The sequence below is a fragment of the Streptomyces sp. NBC_01788 genome, from assembly GCF_035917575.1.
Lineage (GTDB): Bacteria > Actinomycetota > Actinomycetes > Streptomycetales > Streptomycetaceae > Streptomyces.
The window spans coordinates 1986782-2010740 of sequence record NZ_CP109090.1; the positions used below are offsets into that span (position 1 = coordinate 1986782).

Sequence of the window (23959 nt, forward strand, 5' to 3'; positions counted from 1 at the left end):
ACGGGAGGCGGCCACCGGCTTGTCTCAGGACCAGAATCCGAGCTGTTCATCGACTCCCAGCTCGGCAACGCTGAACAGGCCGCCATCGGCGTCCGGTTCGTCGCTCGGCGGCTTCGCCCCCGTGGGCTCGGGGGGCTGTGGGGGTTCGGGGGTGGCCCGTTCCGGGCGGGTGAGCGGGCTGTGGCCCGGCGCGTGACGGGGGCTCCGGCCGGGCGGCGGCGTCATGCCCTGGTTGGTGTACGAGCCGCCGGACTCGGCCGCCTTCTCCATCTCCCTGTAGATGGTGAGGATCCTGTCCTTGGTCCGCTCGAAGAGCTCCGGCGACTTGTTCCGGAACGCACGGAAACTGTCCAGGACGAGTTCGATGTCCGTCTCCGGGATCCCGTAGAGGTGGAAGTACGCGGCATCCAGCTCTGCCCGGATCTCGAAGCGGCGGTCCTCGTTCCAGATGAACGGCGGCTTCTCGTCGCCGAGGTGGCGGGCGAAGGGAACCATCTCGTAGGAATTGTAGGTGAGTTCGAGGACTCGGTCGCGGATCCAGGCGTCGGGGGTGCGGTCTCCCAGCCAGGGAACGGGGCGGGTGTAGGTGTCGGGGGGCAGGATCGGGAGCTGTTCCAGGTAGGTGTAAGTGAGGTGCGCCCCGGAGACCTTCTGACGCGCGGCGAAGTCCAGTACGAATGCGGAAAGGTTGGCCAGAAGGCCGTCGAGAGGAAGGTCCTGCCGGAGCGGGAGCAGCAGCGGCGCGGTGTGGCCAACCGCTGTACGCGGCACAGCGGAAGCAATCACCGTACGCTCGTCAGAAGCCCGGCACACGTCCCGCCAGCCCATCAGCCAGTCGTGCCGCCACTCCGTCTCCGGCTGTCCCGGCTCCCCCGCCAATCGATCGTCGACCTGCTCCTCCAGAACCCAATACCGAGGCAACGGTGCCTTGGCCGGATCCTGGTGGACCTCAAGGTCGAACCGAGGCAGAGTGCCCTTGTTGATCTGGGCCTGCGTCGCGTTCTCGTACGTGGCGAAGCGCCCGTCGAAGTGGTGCACGAACTTGCCCTCGTACAGTGGCAGAGCACGCTTGTCATCACGGATGAAAACCGTCCCTTGAGGGGACCAACCGTCGTCCAGCAACTCATCGGACGTGAGGAACAGATCCGAGTCGCCGGACATGTGAAACATGGTTTTGAACCGCAGCTCCCAAGGATTCTCGTCACCCCCCACCCGACGCCACAGCACCGGCACCCGCTCATGAATCCCTCGCAGCACCCTCAGGTGTTCCGGGCTCTCGCACACCGGTGACGTACGGCTGTTGGGGTTGATGGCCCGAAACCCTATGGCGTCCAGAGTGAACTCACGCTCGTCGAGCTGGTCCGGTCGGCGGGCCCGGAATGCGAGACGAGTGCCCTCACAGCGCAGGGCCGGACCGGAAACCGTAAACAGGCAGAACCGGTACTGATTATGGACATCCGGAAACAGCTTCTCCTCGTTCTCCATGTCCAACACCGTCACCAACTGCCGCCGATCCACGAGATCCGCAAAGAACGCCGACGTCGTCTTGTCAGTGGCGATCCCCGTAGGCAGCACCAGCCCCGACATGCCCTCCGGTGCCAGCAGCATCCGCGCCTTCTCCGCGAAGACGGCGTACGTGTTGACGTCCCCCTGCCCGGTGAGCGGGAAGATCCCCGAGTTCCGCAGCATCAGCGTCGTACCGGCCGCTTCACGCAGCGCCACCTGGAAGGCGTCGTACAGCTCCCGCTCCCCGCGCTCCGCGCTCTCCTTCAGGCCGGCGATGAGCTTCTTGCGCTCGCTCGCATTCGAGGCATCGGCGATCTCGTCCTCACCCCGAGCCGCGAACCACTCCTTCTCCTGGATCTTGACCCGTTCCCATGGCGGGTTGCCCAGCACGCAGTCGAAGCCGCCCTGCCACCCGGTGTCGGGGTTGTGGTCGTCGGCCTCGTCGTCCTCGACGCGGAAGACCCGGGGGAACTCCAGGTGCCAGTGGAAGAAGCGGTTGCGGCTGACGGTCTCGTCGAGCTGCTGTTCACCGGAGAGACTCGGCTCGGCCTCTTCCTCTGCCTCCGCACCCTCGATCGCCGCCGCAGACAGCTCCCCGCCCCCGGCCACCTGCACCAGCACCGAGCTGGTGACGGCCGGCGGGGCATCGTCGTTCTTCGGCCACAGGAACGCCGCGCACCAGGCGTCCGCGACGCGCTTGAGGCGGCGCAGGTGCGGTGATGTGGCGAGGTACTCCTCGTAGGCCCGCGCGTGGTTTCGTACGTCGGCGAGCGTTCGGTCCGGGAGTCTGGCGATGTCCTCGGCCTCCAGGCGGAGTTCCGCCGTGCCCGTGCGCGTCAGGGCGCCGCCGAGTGCGGTCTGGGTGCCCTTCCCTCCCGAGCGTTCCTTCTTGTTTGCGGCCTTCAGGGCGGTGAGGATCCTGGAGTTGTCGCCCGCGAGTTTCTTGAACGCGCCGTCCGGCACTCCTTCCGCGATCAGCTTCGGGGTCGTGCCGAGGAGCCCGTTGCCGACCTTGATGCGGTCGTCCAGGTAGGCGAGCGGCTGGCCGGGTTCCAGGGACTCCAGCCAGAGGGAGACCTTGGCGAGTTCCACGGCCATGGGGTTGATGTCGACACCGTGGACGCAGTGGCGTACGACATCGGCCATCGCCGCCCGTACCTTCTCCGGGGCGGGCTCGGGCTCCCACGTGTCGAGCTCGGCGTATCGGCGCGCTATGCGGCGGGCCGCGGCGACCAGGACGTGGCCGGAGCCGCAGGCCGGGTCCACCAGGTTGATCTTCAGCAGGTCGCGCGGGTTGCCGTTCGCCGCGTACCGCTTGATGACCGGATCGAGAGCCTGATCGAGGAGTTTCTCGATGAGGACCGTCGGGGTGTAGTAGGCACCGGTCGTCTTGCGCTTGTTGCCCGCGAGGGTCTGGAGCCGGAAGCGGCCGGTGCCGGGGTCGCGGCGTGGGCGGAGTTCGAGGAGGGACTCGTAGACGCTGCCGAGTTCGTCGGCTCCCAGGTGGCGGTAGTCGACGCGCTGCCAGCGCCGGCCCTCGTCGCGTACCCGGGCCAGCAGTCGTACGGCTTCCAGCAGGTGCTCGTTGGGGAGTTCGGCGGCGCGCAGCGGTTCGGCCCTGCCCAGCAGGGTGGCGGCGGCCGAGTCGTCCTTGGCGCGGAAGTACAGTCCGCCGAGTTCGGGCAGGGCGAGCCGGGGCTCGCCGCCGTCGGTGCCCAGGGCGTCGAGGACCATGGCGAGGGAGCGCCAGAGGTCGGTGTTGCGGTCACCGGGCCGCCGGAAGGCGATCCGGCGCAGGCGGCGGGTGGAGAAGTAGCGGGTGTAGCGGTCGCGGGCGTCCTGGGCCTCGGGCGAGTCCGTCCGGTCGAGCAGGATGCCCCGGTCCTCGGCGACGAACAGGAACACCAACTGGTAGGCGAGGCGGAGCAGTTCGTGGTGCAGCTCCTCCAAGGCCCCAAGACCTCGCCGGCCGCCGCCGGAGACGGCCCGGTGCAGGTCGGGGTTGGCCGCGAGGAAGCCCGTACCCAGGACGCCGATGGCTTCGGCGACCTGGTCGCGGAGGTTGTCCCGGGCGCGCAGGCCGGTCTCGATGGCATACGTGCGCAGCCATTCGATACGGCAGTCGGCGGCCGTGAGGGCAGAAGCGTCGGAGTCGGAGGCCGTGTCCTCATCCCCGAACTCCGTCTGGGCGGGCTGCTCCTCCCCATCCTGCTGCTCTGCGGCTTCGGCGAACTCGGACTCTGCGCCCTGGGGATCCCGGGCACGCCGTCCGCGGCGCTTCTTCTCCGGCTTGGCGACGAGTTCGAAGCGGGATGCGTGCAGGAGGGAGTAGAGCAGTACGAAGTCGGCGTACTGCTGGCCGTCGAAGATCGCTTCGAGGTCGAACTCCACGTACGCCGAGCCGACCAGGGCGGTGGAGTCGCGCAGGACGCGCAGTACCTGGCCGTTGGAGAGCAGGCCCCAGACGTGCCGGCCGGAGACGTTGAGCAGTTCCTGGAGGACGGACTGGGGAGCGCGCCGGTTGCCCACCCTGCCGTCCAGGGAGGTGCCCCAGGCCAGCAGGTGGACCGGCAGGTGGTCCTGCCAGCGATGGCTGGCCCGGCAGGTCTCGTCCCGACCGGGGATCTCGACCGTGACGCCGGTGCCGCTGAGCCGTCCGTAGCCGAGTTCGGTGAACAGCCGCAGCAGCCATGCCTTGCGGGTCAGGGTGGTGGCCGCGCTGGTCTCGGGGAGTCTCGCGAGGTCGTCGCGGAAGACGCGGTAGGCGCCGGTGAGGGCGGCCCAGGCCCGGCCGGCGGCGTCGCCGATGCGTTCGCCACGGTAGAGGCCGTAGTCGGCGGGGGCGCAGCCAGGCAGTTCGCGGTCTCCGGCGGCGAGTCTGCCGAGCAGGTCGGCGGTGAGGAGCCGACCCTCGACGCGCACGGCGGAGGAGGCGGAGACCGCGGTCGGCGGCTCAGGAGTGAAGGCGGTCACCGGGCTCCTCCGGCTGGTACGAAGACGTAGACACCGAGGCGGTCGGCGGGGCCCGCGGGTGTCACCGTGATCCGGCGGGCCGCCGCGGCGCCCAGGGCACGGCCGCGCTCGCCCGCGGCCTCGCGGACCCGGAGATGGGCGGCAGCGAGCTGGTCCGCCAACTCCTGGCCGTGGTGCAGCACGTGGTCGTGCACTTCGGGGAGTTCGAGTTCACCGAGGGCGCGCCTTATGGTGCGGTGGCGCAGCTCGGGCATCACGCTGCCGTCGGGGGTGGCGGCGAGCAGGGTGGACGTCTCCGCGTCGGTGAGCCATTCGAGGCCGCCCTCGTCGTCCGGGCGCCAGGCGAGGACGCGGGCGTCCTCGGCGACGAGTTCCTTGGGGCGCGGGGAGTTCTTCAGCGGCAGGCTGAGCTTGAACCGGTAGCGGGCGAGCAGCAGCACGGTGTAGATGTCGACGGCCTTGGTGCGTACGACGCCGAGACGGCGGGCGGGGCGGTCCTGGTCGAGGATGGCCGGGTCGAGCGCGGTGTCCAGGACGTAGCGGGCGACGGCGCGGACCGCCGGGTCGGTGCGGACCAGCGCCTGTTCGCCCTTGGGTACCGGCAGGTCGTCACGGAAGACCAGCTCGCGGGGGCCGCTTGCGGTGCGGGTCCGTCCCCGGCCCGCCGTGCGGGCTGCGGCGCGTCCGGTGCCGGCGGCAGCGGCGGCCTGGTCGTCGGTGTCGTAGATGCCGAGGGCGTGACGGAGTCCAGGAGGCAGGGGGTTGGCCTGGGCTGCGAATCCGTTGCCCTGGGCGTCCGCGCGGACGGGGGCGCGCAAGGCCGCCAGGGACTCCCGGGTGAAGACGGCGATGTCGCGGGGCTCGCCGAGGACCTGGCGCAGGACGCGGAGTTCGTTCTCGACGTCCTGGGGGCGCAGGGCGGAGTGGGCGAACTTGGTGGGCACCTTGGACTCTCGGTCGGCGGCGCTCTCCCAGACGCGGTGCAGTTCGTCGCGGGCCCGGCCCAGTTCCTCGTCGGTGCCGAAGTCGAGGGCCAGCTGGTCGGGGGCCACCGCCTCGGTGCGGCCGCGCAGCAGGAGGCTGCGGGTCAGCGCGTGCAGGACTCCTTCGCCCGCGTCGGGGACGGGGAGGGCGACGCCGGTCTGGCGGGCGATGTCCCGGTGTTTGCGGATCAGGACTTCCAGGACGATACCGTCGATGCCGGTGTCCGTCTCGTACAGCGTGACGACCTTCACGTTCTCGCTGCGCTGTCCGAACCGGTCGACGCGGCCCTCGCGCTGCTCGTGGCGTGTGGGGTTCCAGGACAGGTCGTAGTGGAGGACGGCGCTGAACCGCTCCTGGAGGTTGACGCCCTCGGAGAGGCAGTCGGTGGCGACCAGTACCTGCCGGCCCGTGCGGGTGGCGAGCTCGGCGATGCGCTTCTCACGGGCCTCGGGCGGGAGGTCACCCGTGACCGCCTCGACGTGGACCCGGCGTTCGAGTGCCTCGGCGAGATGGGCGCGGACGTAGTGGGCGGTGGGGATGTACCGGCAGAACACGATGGGGTCGTGGCCCTCGTCGATGAGGGCGGTGACCTCCTCGACGAGGAGGCGCAGTTTGGTGTCGTACTCGGGGCCCGCAAGGGCCGCGGCTCGCCGGGCGAACGCCTTGAGGTGGGGGTCCGCCGGCCGGTGGCCGCCCCTGCTCTGCGCCGCTGTTCCGGCCGCCGGGTCGTCAGGAACGGTCGCCTCGGAATCGCCCTGCCCGGGAGATACTTCCGGTGCTCCTCGTTCCGCCGTGGCGAGCCCGTCCTCGGGCGCGAGGACCGCCCCGGGCACCGCGTCCAGTCCCTCGACGGCCTCCTCGTCGGTGGTTTCCAGGACGGACTCGCGGCCGAGCCGGTCGGCCTCCTGCGGAGTACGGGCTGCGCTGACCGCGGCCCGGGTCGTCAGGGTGGCTTCGGCGGCGGCCGGGGAGGACAGCACGCAGCGCAGCAGGGCGAGCACCGACCACCAGCTCATACGGTTGCGCAGTTCACCGTCGGTGTGGCGGACCTGCTCCCGGGCGTAGCCGATGACGTCGGTGACGAACTCCGCGTACGCCGCATCCAGGCGGTAGGGAACCTCGCGGAGCAGCCGGTCACCGGGGAAGGGGGTGTCCTCGCCGAGGAAGGACTTGATGTCGCGGCGCCTGCGCTGCACCAGGTGGCGGGCGAGGCGGTCGCGGTGGGCGGGGATGGTCGGGTCGAGGGCGGCGAGCTTCGGGCTGAGCAGCCCGGTGAGCTTGGCGAAGGCGTCGCTGTCGCCGCTGTGCGGGGTCGCAGTGACCAGCAGCAGGTGGCGTCCCGGGTCCTCGGCGAGCCCCTTGAGGAGTTCGTAGCGCTGCTGACGGCCGGCGCCCGCGCCGATGCAGGTGTGGGCCTCGTCGACGATGAGCAGGTCGGGGCAGGTGCGCAGGAAGGCGTCACGGCGTTCCCGCTGCTTGATGAAGTCGGTGGAGACAATCGTGTACGGGTAGCGGTCGAAGATCGTCTGGTCGGGGTCGATGATGCCCCGTTCGAGCCTGGCCGCGGTCGAGGGCAGCACGAGCTCCGCGTCCAGGCCGAACTTGTCGTGGAGCTCACGCTGCCACTGCTCGGCCAGCGCGGGAGAACACAGGACGGACAGTTTGACGGCCGAGCCCTGTTCCAGGAGTTCTCTGGCGATCAGGGCGGCTTCGACGGTCTTGCCGATGCCGACGTCGTCGCCGATCAGCAGCCGTACGGTGTCCATGCGCAGGGCCAGCATGAGCGGCACCAACTGGTACTGGCGGGGCTGGACGGCGATCCCGGACAGGCAGCGGAAGGGGCCGGCGCTGGAGGTGGCGGTGATCCGCAGCGCGGTACGCAGGAGGGACGCGGACGCGAAGTCGCCGATGGCGTCGCCGCCGGGGAAGAGGTCACCTGCGGCAGCCTCGTCGGGGTCCGGAAGCGGTGGCAGGCTGGGGGCGGCGAAGCCAGGCGCGGACGTTTCCGAGGGGAAGAGCAGGGTGTCGTACTCGCTGTCCCCGTCGAGCGGCCGGGCGATCACGAAGTCGTCCGTGGTGCCCGGGAGCACCACCCAGTCGCGGCCCCGGGCCGACACCAGGGAACCGGGGGTGTGCTGCGGGCTCATCGGGTGCCCCTGCCCGGGCCGAAGACGTTCGGGTGTGCGCGCACCGTCCTGTGCCACTCCTTGTCGCTGTCACTGCCGATTTCGATCACGAGCCAGCTGCGGTTCTCCAGCCGTGTCCTGGCTCGTGTGTCGCGGGTGTCGTCCGGGGCACCGTGCCCCGGAAGGTCCAGGAAGACGGCGACGTCCGCGTCCGACAGACGGTAGACGAAGTCCGGCACCGCACGCGCCGAGGCCACCTGCTCGCTGGTGGCATCGGGGAGCCGGTAGCCGTTCTCGCGGAGCCAGCGCACGAAGTCGCCACCGCCCGCGTGCGGGCTGCGGCCGGCCAGGTCAGCGGCGTGCAGCACCGGGTTGGCGGCCTGCGGTCGCCGCTGGACTGCCCGGCTCGCGGCCAGGTCGAGGAGCAGGTCAACCGCGGACAGCCGCCTGATGTCAGGGTGGAAGCGCTGGTTGTGGTAGGTGAGCAGACAGTCGTAGCAGCCGAACTCACAGCGCTCTCGCGCCCCCTCGGCCTGGCCGAGGTCCGTGCCGTCCGGCTTGACGTGGATGATCTCCAGGGCCTGCTCGGCCACGGCGGCCAGCGCGCCCTTGTCGTCGTGGAGGAGTCGCAGGACACCCGCGCCGCCCTCGGCGCCCTCGACGAACAGCATCCGGGCCCGCCCGTCGGGGTCGGGGAGGTCCTCGCTGTTCAGTTCGGCGTCCTCCAGCTGGTAGTACGCCTCGATACCGCGCTCCAGGGCATAGCGCAGGGTGACGGCGGTCTGCCGGTCGACCGCTGCGGCCAGTCTCAGCACGGCGATGTTCTTGCTGTCGTGGACGTAGGGCACGACCTTGAACGTGGTGCGGGCGCTCTCGAAGGCGGCGAGGGCCTCGTGCTCCGCCGTGGTCTCCGGGCGCTCGGCCGCGGCTTTCCCCTCACTCAGCCAGCGGCCGGAGCTGGGGTCCAGCCAGAATCCGACATCGCTGCGGATCTTGCGCTTGCGGCGGCCCAGGTTGATCACATGGACGCCCGCGTCTCCGTAGGTCAGCTCGGCGATCGCGCGGTCCGTCCCGTCGGGGGCGGGCCTTCTGATGTCGGCGGTCAGGCTGCCGTGGTGGAAGCGGTAGGCCGTGCGCAGCTCGAAGCCTTCCTTGAGGCGCTCCTCCTCGTCGGAGGAGATGCGGCGACGGGGTTCGGCGTAGACGGTGGTGAGCTGCATCAGGCGGTTGAGGATCTCGACGAGCGGGGCACCGCAGTGCACACAGGTGTCGCGGCCCTCGCTGCGCTCGTGCCAGTAGCCGCATGCCCGGCAGACCTTGGCGTCGACGGTGGCGATCTGCCCAGGGTTGTCACTGATCGGCACCTGGACGTTCGACACCGTGTAGCGGCGTCCCTCGTGGTAGATCAGGGCTCCTGGTCCGAACTCGCCGATGGCGATGAACCGGGGGCGCTGAATGTAGGCCCCGCGCTTCTGGCCGTACCGGCTCTCGCCCCGCTCCCCCGGGACGTACGCCGCCAGGGGCAGCCGGGGGAAGGAGTATCCGGGCAGGAAACCCTCGGAGGCGAAGTAGCGGTAGGTGTAGAAGTCGGAGAACGAGTCCTCTTTGCTGTCGGAGCTCTCGTTGCGCAGCAGCTTGAGCTGGTTCTCGGCCTGGGCGCGGCGTGCCTGGGCACGGCGGCGGTCGCGTGCGGTGCCGGTCGTGTCGTCCGCGAGGCGGTGCTGTTCGGCGCGCTCTTCGAAGGCCCTGCGGTACAGCCGTCGCCACCGCTCGCAGGCGTTGTCGAAACGGCGCAGGGTGTCCCTGACCCGGTCGGTGGTCCAGCCGTCGTACCACCAGGAGGTGGTCGCCAGATCGTCCGCAAGGGGAGCGAGGAGCACGGTGCAGCGGGCGATGGCGCGCTGCCTTGCCGTCTCGCTGTCCAGTGCGGCGGACACCTTGGGGTGAAGAGGCAGGGGCAGCGGCTCCCCCGGCTTGCCGGTGGCCTTGATGTCGATGATGTCGGTCATCGACGAGCCCAGGGACTCCTGGGTCTCGGCCAGCCAGACGGCCTGGACGTGCGAGCGCAGCAGGTCCTCGTTGGTGAGGTCGATCCGGGGCGGAGCGACACTGCCGGAGACCATGAGCCGCGAACGGCGGAAGTAGTACTGGTCGTGTGCGCTGCCGGTGGAGCAGTACGTGGTGACCAGAGCGGGCTGGCCGGAACGGCCCGCACGGCCCGAGCGCTGCGCGTAGTTGGCGGGTGTCGGCGGGACGTTGCGCATCGCCACGGCGTTCAGCTCGGCGATGTCGACACCCAGCTCCATGGTGGGCGAACAGTAGAGCAGCGGCAGATCGCCGTCCCTGAAGGCGTCCTCGCGGATCTGCCGCACCGTGGACTCGACCTGGGCCGTGTGTTCCCGGGCCTCCAGTCCGACGAGTTCCGCGGCGGTCTCCCGGTAGAGGTCACGGAAGAACGGATTGACCCGGGCGACGGCGTCGGGGTCCAGGGTCTTGCGTACCGGGTCGGGCTCCGCGCTCTCTCCGTCGCCCGGAAGCCAGATCAGGGAGGCGACGCACAACTGGCGGGCGAGACGTCCGTCCGGGCCCTCGTCCACGACGGTGAGCAGACCGGTCCTCGTCAGCACGTCGAGCAGCTGGCGGATGACCACGTCCGCGTCGGCGACGGACATCTCCTTGCCTGCCAGCTGAGGCAGCGCCCCGAACGCCCCGGCCCTGCGGAGGTAACGTCCGTAGCCGCCTCGGGCGCCGAAATAGACGGCGTCGGCGGACGGAGCGCCCTTCGGCCCGGGACCCGCGAAGGCGACCCGGGAGGGGGTACGCGGATCGTTCTCGGGGATCGCCCAGATCCCCGCCAGATGCTTCTCGCTGACGGCCACCAACTGGTCATGACCCAGCTTGGTGAGGCGTTTCTCGTCGACGGCCAGGGCGCGGCGCAGTTCGTCGAGGAGCGTACGGGCGATCTCCTCCCGATGGGCCGGGGTGTCGCCCTCCAGAGCCCAGTGGGTGCCCCGCCACTCCTCCTCGTCGGCTGCGATCTCCGCGAGGGAGGTGTAGTCGAAGCGGAGCAGGCCGGTCTGGGACAGGTTGGGCATGGTCAGCCGCCAGCCCCGCTCCAGGTCGGCGTAGAGCCGGTATGACAGCGCCGACCGCATGGCGGACAAGGTGTCCTCGAGCTGCCGGTACTTCACTTCGGGCTTCTGCGCGAACGCCGTCAGCGGCAGGGCCAGTGCCTCCGCCACGGCTTCGGGCAGGGTGTCGTGCCGAAGCCCTGCCGGGCCCGCCTTGTGCAGCGCCCGGTACAGCGCACCCCTGATCTGGGTGACCTGCGCGAAGTCGTTGAAGTGTCCGGCCTGGAGGCTGGCGTCCTGGCGGTTGTCCACGAAGGTCAGCAACTTGCGGGCGCGCTGACCGAGGTCGGGCTGCCCTCGCAGGGAACGGACGACACTCGCGCTCACCAGGGACATGGCGGAGCTGCGGCCCTCGGCCGAAAAGGTGGCCAGCTTGGCGAAGTCCCGGACACGCAGCTGCTCGTAGCTGACCCGGCAGCGCGGGCAGAAACGGAAAGGTGCGGCGATCCACCAGGCGCGCAGGCCCGTCCCCGGCTCGGTGGTCACACCGTCGGGCCCGATCCACACCTGCTGGGGCAGGTCGTCGGCGCGCCGCTGGACGACGACGCGTTGCCCGTTGTCGTCGGTCTCGATCCAGCTGGCCGGAAGCCGCTCCAAGGCCTCTTCCGGGGAGTCGGGCCAGGGCCGCTCCTGGTCCACGTAGAGGTAGCCGTCGCCCGGCTCGGCGGGGGCGTCGGGATCCTGGCGGGCGACATACCGCCCCGTCCTCGGGGATCCTTCGACGGTGACGACCGGGAAGTCGTGTCCGCACTCGCGGCAGAAAGCGAGGGGAACCAGCGGCCACTCCGGGTTGCCGGGCACTCTGACCTGGTACTGGCTGGTCAGGTGCCGGACGTCCGACGGCTCCAGACTCGCGTAGACCGTGTCGCCCTTGGACAGGAACTGGTGCAGCCGGAAGGCGAACAACGGCCGGCCCGTATCCGTGTTCTTTACCCGGGCTCCCGCCTCCAGCATGGTCTCGATCGCGCGGACACAGACGGTCTCGTCCTCGCCGCACTCCTTGCGGAGGTCGATCGCCGCCTCGGGGATGGTGGTGGGGCTGCGGCGCCTGAGCCGTCCGGTACGCGGCTCTGTGTCGAGTCCGAAAGTGTCCTTGCTCCTGGGGCGCGGCTCTGTGTCGAGTCCGAAAGTGTCCTCGATCCAGACGGCGAGTGGGTCCTTGCTCAGCGGACGGTACGCGTCGGGCAGCTCGGCCGGATCGGCCGCGGCACGCCGTACGGCCTCAGTCAGGGCTGCCCGCCGCTCACTGTCAGGCAGCAGCCGGCCGGGGTCGGTCGCGCGCTGGAGGCTCTCCCCGATCACCCGGCCCGGCCGCACCTTCGTACCGAACAGGCGGCTGGCAATCCCGGCCACCGTCCGCCGCGTCTCGGCGAAGGTCTCGGCGCTGGCCATGGTCGCCGAGGTACCCACACACTGGAGTCGGGGCGCCTCGCAGGCCTCACGAAGTCTGCGGACCAGGAGTGCGACATCGGCGCCCTGGCGCCCCCGGTAGGTATGGAGTTCGTCCAGGACCAGAAAGCGCAGGCCCTTCGCCGCGGCGATCAGCTCCTGTCGCTCCTCGGGGCGGGTGAGCAGGTATTCCAGCATCATGTAGTTGGTGAGCAGGATGTCCGGCTTGCGGCTCAGCACGGACTTCTTCTGGTCCTTGCCTTCCTGCCCCGTGTACCGGTCGAAGGTGACCGCTCCGTGCTGCTCCGGAGGGACTCCCCAGCGCAGGTAGCGCTCCAGCTCGTTCTTCTGGCTGTTGGCAAGCGCGTTCATCGGATAGACGATGATCGCGGAGATGCCGTCGGGCTTGGGCTCGCGCAGGACCGAGTTGATGATGGGAATGAGGTAGGAGAGGCTCTTACCCGATCCCGTGCCTGTCGTCAGGACATACGACTCACGGGAGTCGGCCGCCTCGATCGCCCTGAGCTGGTGATGGTGCAGGGTGAGCGTACGGCTGCCCGTGTCCTCCGGGTCCTTCTTCTCACGGAAATAGGTCTTGCAGTCCCCGTGCAACACGTTGTCGTCGACGAGCCCGTCGATCGTTCCGCCGCTCCGGAAGTTGGGGTTGAGGGAGATCCAGGGGTCGGGCCAACGGGTCTTGTCCCGGCGTTCCTCGTCGAGATGGCTCCTGATGGCCGGATCCCGCACCCACACCAAGGAGGTCGTGAAGTCGTCGTAGTCCTTGATGAGCTGCCGGTGCGCTCCGAACACGTCCATGTTCTCGCCGATCTCCCTTGCGCTCGACTCACTGCTCTGGCTGCACCATCTGGCGGGCAGCGCAACGAGACGGGAGGAGGGCCCATTCCCCCCGTGGGCTCAAGAGCTTCACTTTACTGGCCACTGACAGGGCTGCTGCCTCATACGGTGTCCTGCCTGGCGTGAATCCGTTGGAAGTCAGGGTGCCGACGCCGCATGATTCACTGCGGGACGTACACATCTCATCCATGGCGACAACGGGAGGCCGCTCGTGGCCCATGAGGTCGATCAGTCATTCCTGGCGCTGCCCCTGCGCGCCCTCGCCGACGCCGCGCTCGCACGTGCGCGTGCGCTCGGGGCCGAGCACGCGGACTTCCGGTTCGAGCGGGTGCGCAGCGCGTCCTGGCGGCTGCGGGACGGGCGGCCGGCCGGGTCGTCGGACACCACCGACCTGGGGTACGCGGTGCGGGTCGTGCACGGCGGGACGTGGGGGTTCGCCTCCGGGGTGGACCTGACCATGGACGCGGCCGCCAAGGTGGCCTCGCAGGCCGTGACGATGGCCAAGCTGTCCGCCGAGGTGATCCGGGCCGCCGGGTCCGACGAGCGCGTGGAGCTCGCCGACGAGCCCGTGCATGCCGAGAAGACGTGGGTGTCGTCGTACGAGATCGACCCGTTCTCCGTCCCGGACCAGGAGAAGTCCGCGCTGCTCGCCGAGTGGAGCGCGCGGCTGCTCGCCGCCGACGGGGTCGACCATGTCGACGCCTCGCTGCTGACCGTGCACGAGAACAAGTTCTACGCCGACACGGCCGGGACCGTGACCACGCAGCAGCGGGTGCGGCTGCATCCGCAGCTCACCGCCGTCTCGGTGGACGACTCCAGCGGCGAGTTCGACTCGATGCGCACCCTCGCCCCGCCCGTCGGGCGCGGCTGGGAGTACCTCACCGGCACCGGCTGGGACTGGGAGGACGAGCTGGAGCGGATTCCCGGGCTGCTCGCCGAGAAGATGCGCGCGCCGAGCGTCGACGCCGGCGTCTACGACCTGGTCGTCGACCCCTCCAACCTGTGGCTGACCATCCACGAGTCCATCGGGCACGCCACCGAGCTGGACCGGGCCCTCGGCTACGAGGCGGCCTACGCGGGCACCTCCTTCGCCACCTTCGACCAGCTCGGCAAGCTGCCGTACGGCTCCGAGCTGATGAACGTCACCGGCGACCGCACCGCCGAGCACGGACTCGCCACCGTCGGCTACGACGACGAGGGCGTCGAGGCGCAGTCCTGGGACCTGGTCAAGGACGGCACGCTGGTCGGCTACCAGCTCGACCGCAGGATCGCGAGGCTGACCGGGTTCGAGCGGTCCAACGGGTGCGCCTTCGCCGACTCCCCGGGCCATGTGCCGGTGCAGCGCATGGCGAACGTGTCGCTCCAGCCGGACCCGGCGGGGCTGTCGACCGAGGATCTCATCGGGAGCGTCGACCGCGGGATCTACGTCGTCGGGGACCGGTCCTGGTCGATCGACATGCAGCGCTACAACTTCCAGTTCACCGGTCAGCGGGCGTACCGGATCCGCAACGGCCGCCTCGACGGGCAGGTGCGGGACTTCGCCTACCAGGGCATCACCCCCCAGTTCTGGGGCTCCATGGCCGCTGTGGGCGGCCCGCAGACGTACGTGCTGGGCGGCGCCTTCAACTGCGGCAAGGCACAGCCGGGCCAGATCGCGGCGGTCTCCCACGGCTGCCCGTCGGCCCTCTTCAAGGGCGTCAACATCCTTAACACCACGCAGGAGGCCGGTCGATGAGCCCGCGTACCAGCAAGCCGCACGAGGTCGTCGAGCGTGCCCTGGCTCTGTCCCGGGCCGACGGGTGCGTCGTGATCGCCGACGAGCAGTCCACCGCCAATCTGCGCTGGGCGGGCAACGCGCTGACGACGAACGGTGTCACGCGCGGCCGCACCCTCACCGTGATCGCGACCGTCGGCGGCCGGGAAGGCACCGCCTCGGGCGTGGTGTCGAGGGCCGCCGTGACCGAGGACGAGCTGGAGCCGCTGGTGCGGGCCGCGGAGGCAGCCGCACACGGGGCCGGACCCGCCGAGGACGCCCAGCCGCTGGTCACGGACGTACCCCAGTCCCCCGGCTTCACCGACGCGCCCGCCGAGACCTCCTCCGCGGTGTTCGCGGACTTCGCGCCCGCGCTCGGCGAGTCGTTCGCACGCGCGCGTGCCGGTGGCCGCGAACTGTACGGCTTCGCCAACCACGAGATGGTGTCGACCTACCTGGGCACGTCGACGGGCCTGCGGCTGCGCCACGACCAGCCGTCCGGGACGCTGGAGCTGAACGCCAAGTCCCCGGACCGCACCCGCTCGGCTTGGGCCGGGCGCTCCACGCGGGACTTCAAGGACGTCGACCCGGCGGCGCTGGACGCGGAGCTGGCCGAACGGCTCGGCTGGGCGGAGCGCCGGATCGAGCTGCCCGCCGGACGGTACGAGACGCTGCTGCCGCCGACGGCGGTGGCGGACCTGCTGATCTACCAGATGTGGTCGTCCTCGGGCCGGGACGCCGCCGAGGGGCGCACGGTGTTCTCCAAGCCGGGCGGCGGCACCCGGGTCGGGGCGAAGCTGACCGGGCTGCCGCTGACCCTGCGCAGCGATCCGCACGAGCCCGGACTGGAGTGCGCCCCCTTCGTGGTCGCGCACTCCTCGGGCGAGGACCAGTCGGTGTTCGACAACGGGCTGCCCGTCGCGCCGACGGAGTGGATCGCCGGCGGCGAGCTGAGGCATCTGCTGACCACCCGGCACAGCGCGGCCCTGACCGGGCTGCCGCTCGCGCCGGCGGCCGGGAACCTGATCCTGGACGGCGGCGAGGACCGCTCGCTGGCGGAGATGGTCGCGGACACCGAGCTGGGGCTGCTGCTCACCTGTCTGTGGTACATCCGCGAGGTGGACCCCGCGACGCTGCTGCTCACGGGCCTGACCCGGGACGGTGTGTACCTCGTGGAGGACGGCGAGGTCACCGGCGAGGTCAACAACTTCCGGTTCAACGAGTCGCCGGTGGACGTGCTGGGCCGGGCGACGGAGGCCGGGCGGACCGAGAAGACGCTGCCCAGGGAGTGGAGCGACTACTTCACCCGGGCCGCGATGCCGGCGCTGCGCGTCCCGGAATTCAACATGAGCTCTGTCAGTCAGGGCGTATAACCTCGTAGTCGGCTGTCACCCGACTGCCCGAAGAGCACCGAGCGCGCACCGAGCCGCATCTAGGAGACACGAGAACCGTGACGGACATCGTCGACGAGCTGAAGTGGCGTGGGCTGTTCGCCCTGTCCACCGACGAGGACGCCTTGCGCAAGGCGCTCGCGGACGGTCCCGTCACGTTCTATTGCGGCTTCGACCCGACGGCGCCGTCACTGCACGTGGGGCACCTGGTGCAGGTGCTCACCGTGCGCCGGCTCCAGCAGGCCGGGCACCGGCCGCTGGCGCTGGTCGGCGGCGCCACGGGCCTGATCGGCGACCCCCGCCCGACCGCCGAGCGCACGCTGAACGACCCGGAGACGGTGGCCGGCTGGGTGGACCGGCTGCGCGGCCAGATCGAGCCGTTCCTGTCCTTCGAGGGCGAGAACGCCGCCGTGATGGTGAACAACCTCGACTGGACGCAGGGCCTGTCCGCGATCGAGTTCCTGCGGGACATCGGCAAGCACTTCCGGGTCAACAAGATGCTGACGAAGGACTCCGTCGCCCGTCGCCTGGAGTCCGACCAGGGCATCAGCTACACCGAGTTCAGCTACCAGATCCTCCAGGGCATGGACTTCCTCCAGCTCTACCGGAGGTACGGCTGCACGCTCCAGCAGGGCGGCAGCGACCAGTGGGGCAACCTCACGGCGGGCCTCGACCTGATCCACCGCCTGGAGCCGGACGCGGCGGCGCACGCGCTCGCGACGCCGCTGATGACCAAGGCGGACGGCACCAAGTTCGGCAAGACCGAGGGCGGCGCGGTCTGGCTCGACGCGGAGATGACGACGCCGTACGCGTTCTACCAGTTCTGGCTGAACGTGGACGACCGTGACATCTCCCGCTACATGCGCATCCTGTCCTTCAAGTCCCGCGAGGAGCTGGAGGAGCTGGAGCGGCAGACCGAGGAGCGCCCGCAGGCCCGGGCCGCGCAGCGCGCGCTGGCCGAGGAGCTGACGACGCTGGTGCACGGCGCCGGGCAGACGGCCGCCGTGATTGCCGCGTCCAAGGCGCTGTTCGGGCAGGGCGAGCTGACCGGGCTGGACGAGCGGACCCTGGCGGCGGCGCTGTCGGAGGTGCCGCGCGCCGAGGTCGCCGAGCTCGGCCCGGTGGTCGACCTGCTCGCGGAGGTCGGCCTGGTGCCCAGCAAGTCGGCCGCGCGCCGCACGGTGAAGGAGGGCGGCGCCTACGTGAACAACGTCAAGGTCACCGCCGAGGACGCGGTCCCCGCCAAGGACGACCTGCTGCACGGCCGCTGGCTGGTGCTGCGCCGGGGCAAGAAGAACCTGGCGGCGGTCGAGGTCACGAGCGGCTGAGCCCGGACGCGGGTCAGGTGTGAAGGGGCGGTCCACCCGGATTTTCCGGTGGCCCGCCCCTTCGGCCGTCCCGCGGAACCGTGCGGACCCTAGTACCGCGGCAGGCAACGTCTACGCGACGGGGCGAACGTTGCCTGTCGGGGCACTAGGCCCGCTGGGCGTCCTCCCGCTTCCTGTTTCCCCACAGCGCCATGTACGCCATGTCGCCGACGAAAACGATGATGATCGCGGCCACGAGCTGGAAGAAGTGCCTGCTCCAGTCGATGCCGCGGGTCGAGGCGACCCCGACCGTGCGGGCGACCGCGTTGCCGACGGTCGCGCCGAGCATGCCGAAGATCGTGGTGAGCCAGAGCGGGCTGTGCTGCTTGCCCGGGATGACCGCCTTCGCGATCAGCCCCAGCACCAGTCCCACGATGATCGCCCACAACCAGCCCATGGCTGCCTCCTCGTCCCGCTCGACGTGAGCGTTACGCCCAGTGTCGGGGCGGCTTCGCCGCGTCGCACCCCGGGCGCGGCCGCCGGAGGCCGCGGGGACGCGGGCCGAGGGCCGTTGACGCAGGCAGAACGGCGGCCCCGCCCTCGTGGGCGCCGGGAACGCGGCGTAACGTGGAGTGTGTACGGGCCGTTGTCCCGACCGGTCACGGACCGGACGCGGGCCGGGGAGTTGTCCGATGCGGGCGAATGGTGGACGGGTGATGCGGAAAGTGCACGGCGAGGGCAATGCCCAGGTGTTCCGGATCACGGGAGCCCGGACGGGCCTTCAGGAGGACGTGCGCGGCCGGCAGCGCCGGTACGTCATCTCGATGTCGATCCGTACGGCGTCGGTGATCCTCGCGGTGGCGCTGTGGAACGTCGAGCGGTACGTGGCGATCGTGGCGCTGGTGCTCGGGGCCGTGCTGCCCTACATCGCCGTGGTCATCGCGAACGCGGGTCGGGAGGGCGCGCCCAAACTGCCGTCGACGTTCGTCGCCATGCCGCCGAAACCGATGATCACGCCGCCGGGCGCCGACGACGGTTTCACCGGGTCCGCCACGGAGGACACCGCGGGTGACACCGCTGCCGGGACCGCGCGCGAGCCGCGTGAGAGCGCTTGACCTGGACCGTCCCGGCGGCCGGACGGCAGCCTCTCGGGAAGCTCAGGAAAAGCTCAGATCAATCATGTTGTTCCGGTGCCGGGCTGTGGGTTACCCGTGACATACTTCCTACGCGCTCCGCATCCCCCGTCGGAGCGACAGACCGACGCCGGGCAGCTCCCCCCGTGGCTGCTCGGCGTCGCCTTGTGTGCCGTGGCTGTGAGATGAACCCGTGACCGACGAGACCCCGATCTGCTCCGCCAAGGGCTGCCGTGTGGCCGCCGTGTGGGTGCTGGCCTGGAACAACCCGAAGATCCACACACCGGAGCGCCGCAAGACGTGGCTGGCGTGCGAGGAGCACCGGGAGCACCTGTCGCAGTTCCTCGGTGTGCGCGGCTTCCTGAAGGACGTGGTCCCCTTCGGCGAGTGGGAGGCGCGGAACGCCGCGGACGGCGACGCGGGCAGCGGCGCCTAACCGCCGATCGCCGACATCGGCCGCTCCGGCTGGACGAACGACGGGTCGTCGAGGCCCGCTCCCGCCTTCTTGCCCCACATCGCCACCCGCCAGATGTCGGCGATCTCCTCGTCGCGGGCGCCGGAGCGCAGCGCGGCGCGCAGGTCCGTCTCCTCGGTGGCGAACAGGCAGGTACGGACCTGGCCGTCGGCCGTGAGGCGGGTGCGGTCGCAGGCCGCGCAGAACGGGCGGGTGACGGAGGCGATCACGCCGACGCGGTGCGGGCCGCCGTCCACGATCCAGCGTTCGGCCGGGGCCGAGCCGCGCTCCCCGGCCCTCTCGGGGGTCAGTTCGAAGCGGGTGCCCAGCGAGGTCAGGATCTCGGCCGCGGTCACCATGCCCTCCCGCTTCCAGCCGTGCTGGGCGTCCAGGGGCATCTGCTCGATGAAGCGGAGTTCGTAGTCGTGCTCCACCGCCCAGGCCAGGAGGTCCGGGGCCTCGTCCGCGTTCAGGTCGCGCATCAGGACGGTGTTGACCTTCACCGGGGTCAGGCCGGCCGCGTGGGCGGCTTCGAGGCCCTCGATGACGTCGTGATGGCGGTCCCGGCGGGTGAGCGCCTTGAAGACGTCCGGGCGCAGGGTGTCCAGGGAGACGTTGACCCGGTCCAGGCCGGCGTCCCTCAGGGCGGCCGCGGTGCGCTTCAGTCCGATCCCGTTGGTGGTGAGGGACATCCGGGGACGGGGAGCGAGGGCCGCGACCCGCTCGACGATCCCGGCCAGGCCGGGGCGCAGCAGGGGTTCGCCGCCGGTGAAGCGGACCTCCGTGATGCCGAGGGAGGTGACGGCGATGTCGATCAGGCGGACGATCTCGTCGTCGGTGAGCAGCGTCGGCTTGGCCAGCCACTGCAGGCCCTCTTCCGGCATGCAGTACGAGCAGCGCAGGTTGCACCGGTCGGTCAGCGAGACCCTCAGGTCGGTGGCCACCCGGCCGTAGGTGTCGATGAGCATGTGGCCCCCTCCCTCGTCTCGGTCCATGTGGCGTACCACGCGGAGTTCCCGTCATTTGTGAGCCTACGTGACACCACTGACAACGACAGCGCCGGAAGTCACGAGATACGGCGCGGCCGCGTCGTAGGGACCTACGACGCGGCCGGCCCGGACGGGTGGGCGCTCAGTGCGCTCCGGTGCCCGTCATGGAGCGCACCTCCAGTTCGGCGTACTTGCCGTCGTCCGGCGTCTCCTTGGACAGGAGGGTGCCCACGACGCCGAGCAGGAAGCCGACCGGGATCGAGATGAGGCCCGGGTTCTCCAGCGGGAACCAGTGGAAGTCGACGTCGGGGAACATCGACGTCGGCTTGCCCGACACCACCGGTGAGAACAGCACCAGGCCGACCGCGCTGACCAGGCCGCCGTAGATCGACCACAGGGCGCCGGAGGTGGTGAACCGCTTCCAGAACAGGCTGTAGAGGATCGTGGGCAGGTTGGCGGAGGCGGCGACGGCGAAGGCGAGCGCGACCAGTCCGGCGACGTTCAGGTCGCGGGCGAGGGCGCCCAGGACGATCGAGACCGCGCCGATGCCGACGGTCGCCCAGCGGGCCGCGGTCAGCTCCTGCTTCTCGGAGGCGGTGCCCTTCTTGATGACGTTGGCGTAGATGTCGTGGGCGAAGGAGGACGACGAGGCCAGGGTCAGGCCCGCGACGACGGCGAGGATCGTGGCGAAGGCGACGGCGGAGATGGACGCCAGCAGGATGGCGCCCCAGCTGGAGTCGACGCCGCCGAGGTGCAGGGCGAGCAGTGGCGCCGCGGTGTTGCCCGCCTTGTTGGAGGCGATGATCTCGTCGGGCTTGATGAGCGCGGCGGCGCCGAAGCCGAGCGCGAGGGTCATCAGGTAGAAGGCGCCGATCAGGCCGATCGCCCAGATCACCGACTTGCGGGCGGCCTTGGCCGTGGGGACGGTGTAGAAGCGGATCAGGATGTGCGGCAGACCGGCGGTGCCGAGGACCAGGGCGATGCCGAGCGAGAGGAAGTCGAGCTTGGTGGTGCCCGTGGCGCCGTACTTCAGTCCGGGCTCCAGGAAGGCGGTGCCCTTGCCGCTGTTGGCGGCGGCCTTGCCGAGCAGGTCGGAGATGTTGAAGTTGAACTTCAGCATGACCAGGAAGGTGAGCAGCAGGGCACCGACGATGAGCAGGACGGCCTTGACCATCTGCACCCAGGTGGTGCCCTTCATGCCGCCGATGGTGACGTAGACGATCATCAGCACGCCGACCAGCGCGACGATGCCGATCTTGCCGCCGTCGCTGGTGATGCCGAGCAGCAGGGAGACCAGGACGCCGGCGCCGGCCATCTGGGCCAGCAGGTAGAAGATCGACACGACGATGGTGGAGGTGCCGGCGGCGGTGCGGACCGGGCGCTGGCGCATCCGGTAGGCCAGTACGTCGCCCATGGTGTACCGGCCGGAGTTGCGCAGCGGTTCGGCGACCAGGAGCAGGGCGACCAGCCAGGCGACGAGGAAGCCGATGGAGTACAGGAAGCCGTCGTAGCCGAACAGCGCGATGGCGCCGGCGATGCCGAGGAAGGACGCGGCGGACATGTAGTCGCCGGAGACGGCGAGGCCGTTCTGGAAGCCGGTGAACTGCCGTCCGCCGGCGTAGAAGTCGGCGGCGTCCTTGGTCTGCCGGCCGGCCCAGACGGTGATGACGAGGGTCGCGACGACGAACACCGAGAACAGGGTGATGATCAGCGGCCGGTGCTGGCTCGCCTCACCGGCCGCGAGGGTCAGCACGGGTGCGGTCGCGGGGCTCATTCGGTGCCCTCCATCCGGGACTTGATGGCTTCGGCCTTGGGGTCGAGCTTGGCGGCGGCGTGCCGCGCGTACCACCAGGCGATGAGGAACGTGGTGAGGAACTGGGCGAGGCCCAGGGCGAGGGCGACGTTGATGTTCCCGAACAGCTGGGTGCCCATGAAGCCGCCGGCGTAGTTGGAGAGCAGCACGTACAGCAGGTACCAGGCGATGAAGGCGACGGTCAGCGGGAAGGCGAAGGATCGGTAGGAGCGGCGCAGTTCGCCGAACTCCGCGCTGTCCCGCACCGCGACGAACTCCTCGGTGGTCGGGAGTGGGGCCTGGGTCTTCGAGGGTGGCGGTGTCTCGGTGGCCACGTCGGTCTCCTCGCGTGTCGGATGCGGTTGGGACGGGGGCCCGATCGTGCTTCGGTTCCCCGCCCAAGGTCCACGGCGCCACGCGGTGACCGGTTCAAGTCCTGTTGGTTGTTTCGCAACCGGTCTGAACAAGTCATTGCTAAGTCATTGCTGGTGGAGGAGGCGGCAAGATAGCTTCACCCTGCACCACCCGTCATGTACCTGCGGGGCCGCCCACCTGCGGCCCTTGCCTGCCTGTACCCGGATGATGTGGGGACCCCATGGCTCATCTGCGTTCCAGACGCCGCCTCGCCCTTGCCGCGCCGGTCGCGCTGTCGCTGACCGCGTCGCTCGGCTTCCTGCCCTCGGCGGCGTCGGCGGCACCTCGCGCGGCCTCGGCGGCGCAGGCGAAGGACGCGCCGGTCATGGCCTACGTCGTCAACACCGGGACGGACCGCCACACGATCGCCCAGGTGCAGCGGTCCATCACCGCGGCCGGCGGCACCATCGTGACGACGTACGACAGGATCGGCGTCATCGTGGTCCGCTCCGCGAACCCGGACTTCGGCAGGACCATCCGCGGGGCCCACGGGGTCGACTCCGCGGGCGCCACCCGCACCGCGCCTCTACGCGCGTCGGAGACCACGGACGAGGGGGCGGTGGAGTACCTCTCCGCGGCCGAGGTCGCACGGCTGAAGAAGGCCGCCGAGCCGTCGAAGCACCCGAAGGGCCAGGTCGCCCAGGAACCCCTCGAGGCCGAGCAGTGGGACCTACGGGCCATCGGCGCCGACAAGGCCGCCGCGATCAACCCGGGCAGCCCGAAGGTCACCGTCGCCGTGATCGACACCGGTGTCGACGACACCCACCCGAACCTGGCGCCGAACTTCTCCGCCAAGCAGTCGGCCAGTTGCGTCGGCGGCAAGGCGGACACCTCGCCGGGCGCCTGGCGGCCCGCGAGCCCCGACCACTACCACGGCACGCATGTCGCGGGTGAGATAGCCGCCGCCCGCAACGGGACGGGCGTCGCGGGCGTCGCGCCGGGTGTGAAGGTCTCCGGGATACGGGTGGCCGAGCCGGACACTGAGACGTTCTACCCGGAGAGCGTGGTCTGCGCCTTCGTGTTCGCCGCCGACCACGGCGTGCAGATAACCAACAACAGCTACTACGTGGACCCGTGGCTGTACAACTGCAAGGACGACGCCGACCAGAAGGCCGTCCTGGACGCGGTCGGCCGGGCCCAGCTGTACGCGCAGCGCAAGGGCACCCTGAGCGTGGCCTCCGCGGGCAACTCCAACCACGACCTGGCCGCCAGGTCGATCCTCGACACATCCAGCCCGAACGACACGACCCCGGTCGAGCGCACGATCGACCCCAGGAAGTGCCTCGACGTGCCGGCGCAGCTGCCGGGTGTGGTGACGGTCGCCGCCACCGGCGTGCGGACCCTCAAGTCGTACTACTCCAACTACGGCGACGGCGTCATCGACGTCGCGGGACCGGGCGGCGACAAGTACCAGATCCCGGACACCCCGTCGGGCAACGGCCGCATCCTGTCGACCATGCCGGAGGGCCGGTACGGCTACCTCCAGGGCACGTCGATGGCCGCTCCGCACGTCGCCGGTGTCGCCGCGCTGCTGAAGTCGGCCCACCCGAACGCCAAGCCCGCCCAGTTGCTGGCCCTTCTCAAGGCCCAGGCGGACAACCCGGGGTGCCCGGTCGAGCCCTACGACCCGGACGGCAACGGCGTCGTCGACTCGTTCTGCAAGGGCAACAAGAACCGCAACGGGTTCTACGGCTTCGGCCTCGTCAACGCGCTCCGCGCGATCAAGTGACCGGCACGGCCCGTCACTTCCACAAGCGCCCCC

13 protein-coding genes are annotated in these 23959 nt (G+C 70.3%); 6 read left to right on the forward strand and 7 right to left on the reverse strand.

Annotated features, from left to right (window positions below):
- Nucleotides 1–24 precede the first annotated feature (24 nt).
- Genes OIE49_RS09250 through OIE49_RS09260 form a run of 3 tightly spaced genes read right to left on the reverse strand, consistent with a single transcriptional unit; the run spans nucleotide 25 to nucleotide 12925 of the window.
- The gene (locus OIE49_RS09250) at nucleotides 25–4479 is read right to left on the reverse strand and encodes an Eco57I restriction-modification methylase domain-containing protein (RefSeq protein WP_326801890.1); all 4455 of its coding nucleotides are present in this window, start codon (nucleotides 4477–4479) and stop codon (nucleotides 25–27) included.
- On the reverse strand, nucleotides 4476–7610 hold the full coding sequence (locus OIE49_RS09255; protein ID WP_326801891.1) for a helicase-related protein: 3135 nt from the start codon (nucleotides 7608–7610) through the stop codon (nucleotides 4476–4478). Before OIE49_RS09255 ends, OIE49_RS09250 begins: the two co-directional genes overlap by 4 nt.
- Entirely contained in the window at nucleotides 7607–12925 is a 5319-nt protein-coding gene (locus OIE49_RS09260) for a DEAD/DEAH box helicase (protein ID WP_326801892.1), read from the reverse strand. Before OIE49_RS09260 ends, OIE49_RS09255 begins: the two co-directional genes overlap by 4 nt.
- Nucleotides 12926–13175: 250 nt before the next feature.
- On the opposite strand from OIE49_RS09260, the gene OIE49_RS09265 reads away from it, so the two are divergent.
- The 3 genes from OIE49_RS09265 (at nucleotide 13176) to tyrS (ending at nucleotide 17436) form a co-directional block, all read left to right on the forward strand.
- The gene (locus OIE49_RS09265; protein ID WP_326801893.1) at nucleotides 13176–14699 is read left to right on the forward strand and encodes a TldD/PmbA family protein; all 1524 of its coding nucleotides are present in this window, start codon (nucleotides 13176–13178) and stop codon (nucleotides 14697–14699) included.
- Entirely contained in the window at nucleotides 14696–16090 is a 1395-nt protein-coding gene (locus OIE49_RS09270; RefSeq protein WP_326801894.1) for a TldD/PmbA family protein, read from the forward strand. Before OIE49_RS09265 ends, OIE49_RS09270 begins: the two co-directional genes overlap by 4 nt.
- A 77-nt stretch (nucleotides 16091–16167) precedes the next feature.
- Nucleotides 16168–17436: a tyrosine--tRNA ligase gene (gene tyrS, locus OIE49_RS09275; protein WP_326801895.1), complete on the forward strand. Its 1269-nt coding sequence runs from the start codon at nucleotides 16168–16170 to the stop codon at nucleotides 17434–17436.
- Nucleotides 17437–17581: 145 nt separating this feature from the next.
- On the opposite strand, the gene OIE49_RS09280 is transcribed toward tyrS, so the two are convergent.
- A complete protein-coding gene (locus tag OIE49_RS09280; RefSeq protein WP_326801896.1) occupies nucleotides 17582–17872 on the reverse strand; it encodes a GlsB/YeaQ/YmgE family stress response membrane protein in 291 nt (96 codons plus the stop codon).
- A gap of 259 nt (nucleotides 17873–18131) precedes the next feature.
- Between OIE49_RS09280 and OIE49_RS09285 the strand changes: the two genes are divergently transcribed.
- Together OIE49_RS09285 and OIE49_RS09290 are read left to right on the forward strand one after the other, a co-directional pair.
- The gene (locus OIE49_RS09285; protein WP_326801897.1) at nucleotides 18132–18530 is read left to right on the forward strand and encodes a DUF3099 domain-containing protein; all 399 of its coding nucleotides are present in this window, start codon (nucleotides 18132–18134) and stop codon (nucleotides 18528–18530) included.
- A gap of 211 nt (nucleotides 18531–18741) precedes the next feature.
- On the forward strand, nucleotides 18742–18984 hold the full coding sequence (locus tag OIE49_RS09290) for a hypothetical protein (protein ID WP_326801898.1): 243 nt from the start codon (nucleotides 18742–18744) through the stop codon (nucleotides 18982–18984).
- Here OIE49_RS09290 and moaA read toward each other — a convergent pair.
- The 3 genes from moaA to OIE49_RS09305 form a co-directional block, all read right to left on the reverse strand.
- Nucleotides 18981–19970 carry a GTP 3',8-cyclase MoaA gene (gene moaA, locus OIE49_RS09295; RefSeq protein ID WP_326801899.1) on the reverse strand — a complete coding sequence of 330 codons (990 nt, stop codon included), beginning with the start codon at nucleotides 19968–19970 and terminating at the stop codon, nucleotides 18981–18983. The genes OIE49_RS09290 and moaA overlap by 4 nt on opposite strands.
- A gap of 163 nt (nucleotides 19971–20133) precedes the next feature.
- Nucleotides 20134–21765 (reverse strand): solute symporter family protein, encoded by a 1632-nt coding sequence (locus OIE49_RS09300; protein ID WP_100572642.1) that lies wholly within the window; start codon nucleotides 21763–21765, stop codon nucleotides 20134–20136.
- The gene (locus tag OIE49_RS09305; protein WP_326801900.1) at nucleotides 21762–22118 is read right to left on the reverse strand and encodes a DUF485 domain-containing protein; all 357 of its coding nucleotides are present in this window, start codon (nucleotides 22116–22118) and stop codon (nucleotides 21762–21764) included. The genes OIE49_RS09300 and OIE49_RS09305 overlap by 4 nt, the downstream gene beginning before the upstream one ends.
- Before the next feature lie 260 nt (nucleotides 22119–22378).
- Here OIE49_RS09305 and OIE49_RS09310 point away from each other — a divergent pair, with 260 nt between their 5' ends.
- Entirely contained in the window at nucleotides 22379–23926 is a 1548-nt protein-coding gene (locus OIE49_RS09310) for a S8 family peptidase (protein ID WP_326801901.1), read from the forward strand.
- Nucleotides 23927–23959 lie beyond the last annotated feature (33 nt).

Coding starts and splice junctions, on each gene's coding strand:
- OIE49_RS09255 (WP_326801891.1), bottom strand. CDS start 7,610: ATGAGCCCGCAGCACACCCCCGGTTCCCTGGTGTCGGCCCGGGGCCGC.
- OIE49_RS09260 (WP_326801892.1), bottom strand. CDS start 12,925: ATGGACGTGTTCGGAGCGCACCGGCAGCTCATCAAGGACTACGACGAC.
- OIE49_RS09270 (WP_326801894.1), top strand. CDS start 14,696: ATGAGCCCGCGTACCAGCAAGCCGCACGAGGTCGTCGAGCGTGCCCTG.
- OIE49_RS09280 (WP_326801896.1), bottom strand. CDS start 17,872: ATGGGCTGGTTGTGGGCGATCATCGTGGGACTGGTGCTGGGGCTGATC.
- OIE49_RS09285 (WP_326801897.1), top strand. CDS start 18,132: ATGCGGAAAGTGCACGGCGAGGGCAATGCCCAGGTGTTCCGGATCACG.
- moaA (WP_326801899.1), bottom strand. CDS start 19,970: ATGCTCATCGACACCTACGGCCGGGTGGCCACCGACCTGAGGGTCTCG.
- OIE49_RS09300 (WP_100572642.1), bottom strand. CDS start 21,765: ATGAGCCCCGCGACCGCACCCGTGCTGACCCTCGCGGCCGGTGAGGCG.
- OIE49_RS09310 (WP_326801901.1), top strand. CDS start 22,379: ATGGCTCATCTGCGTTCCAGACGCCGCCTCGCCCTTGCCGCGCCGGTC.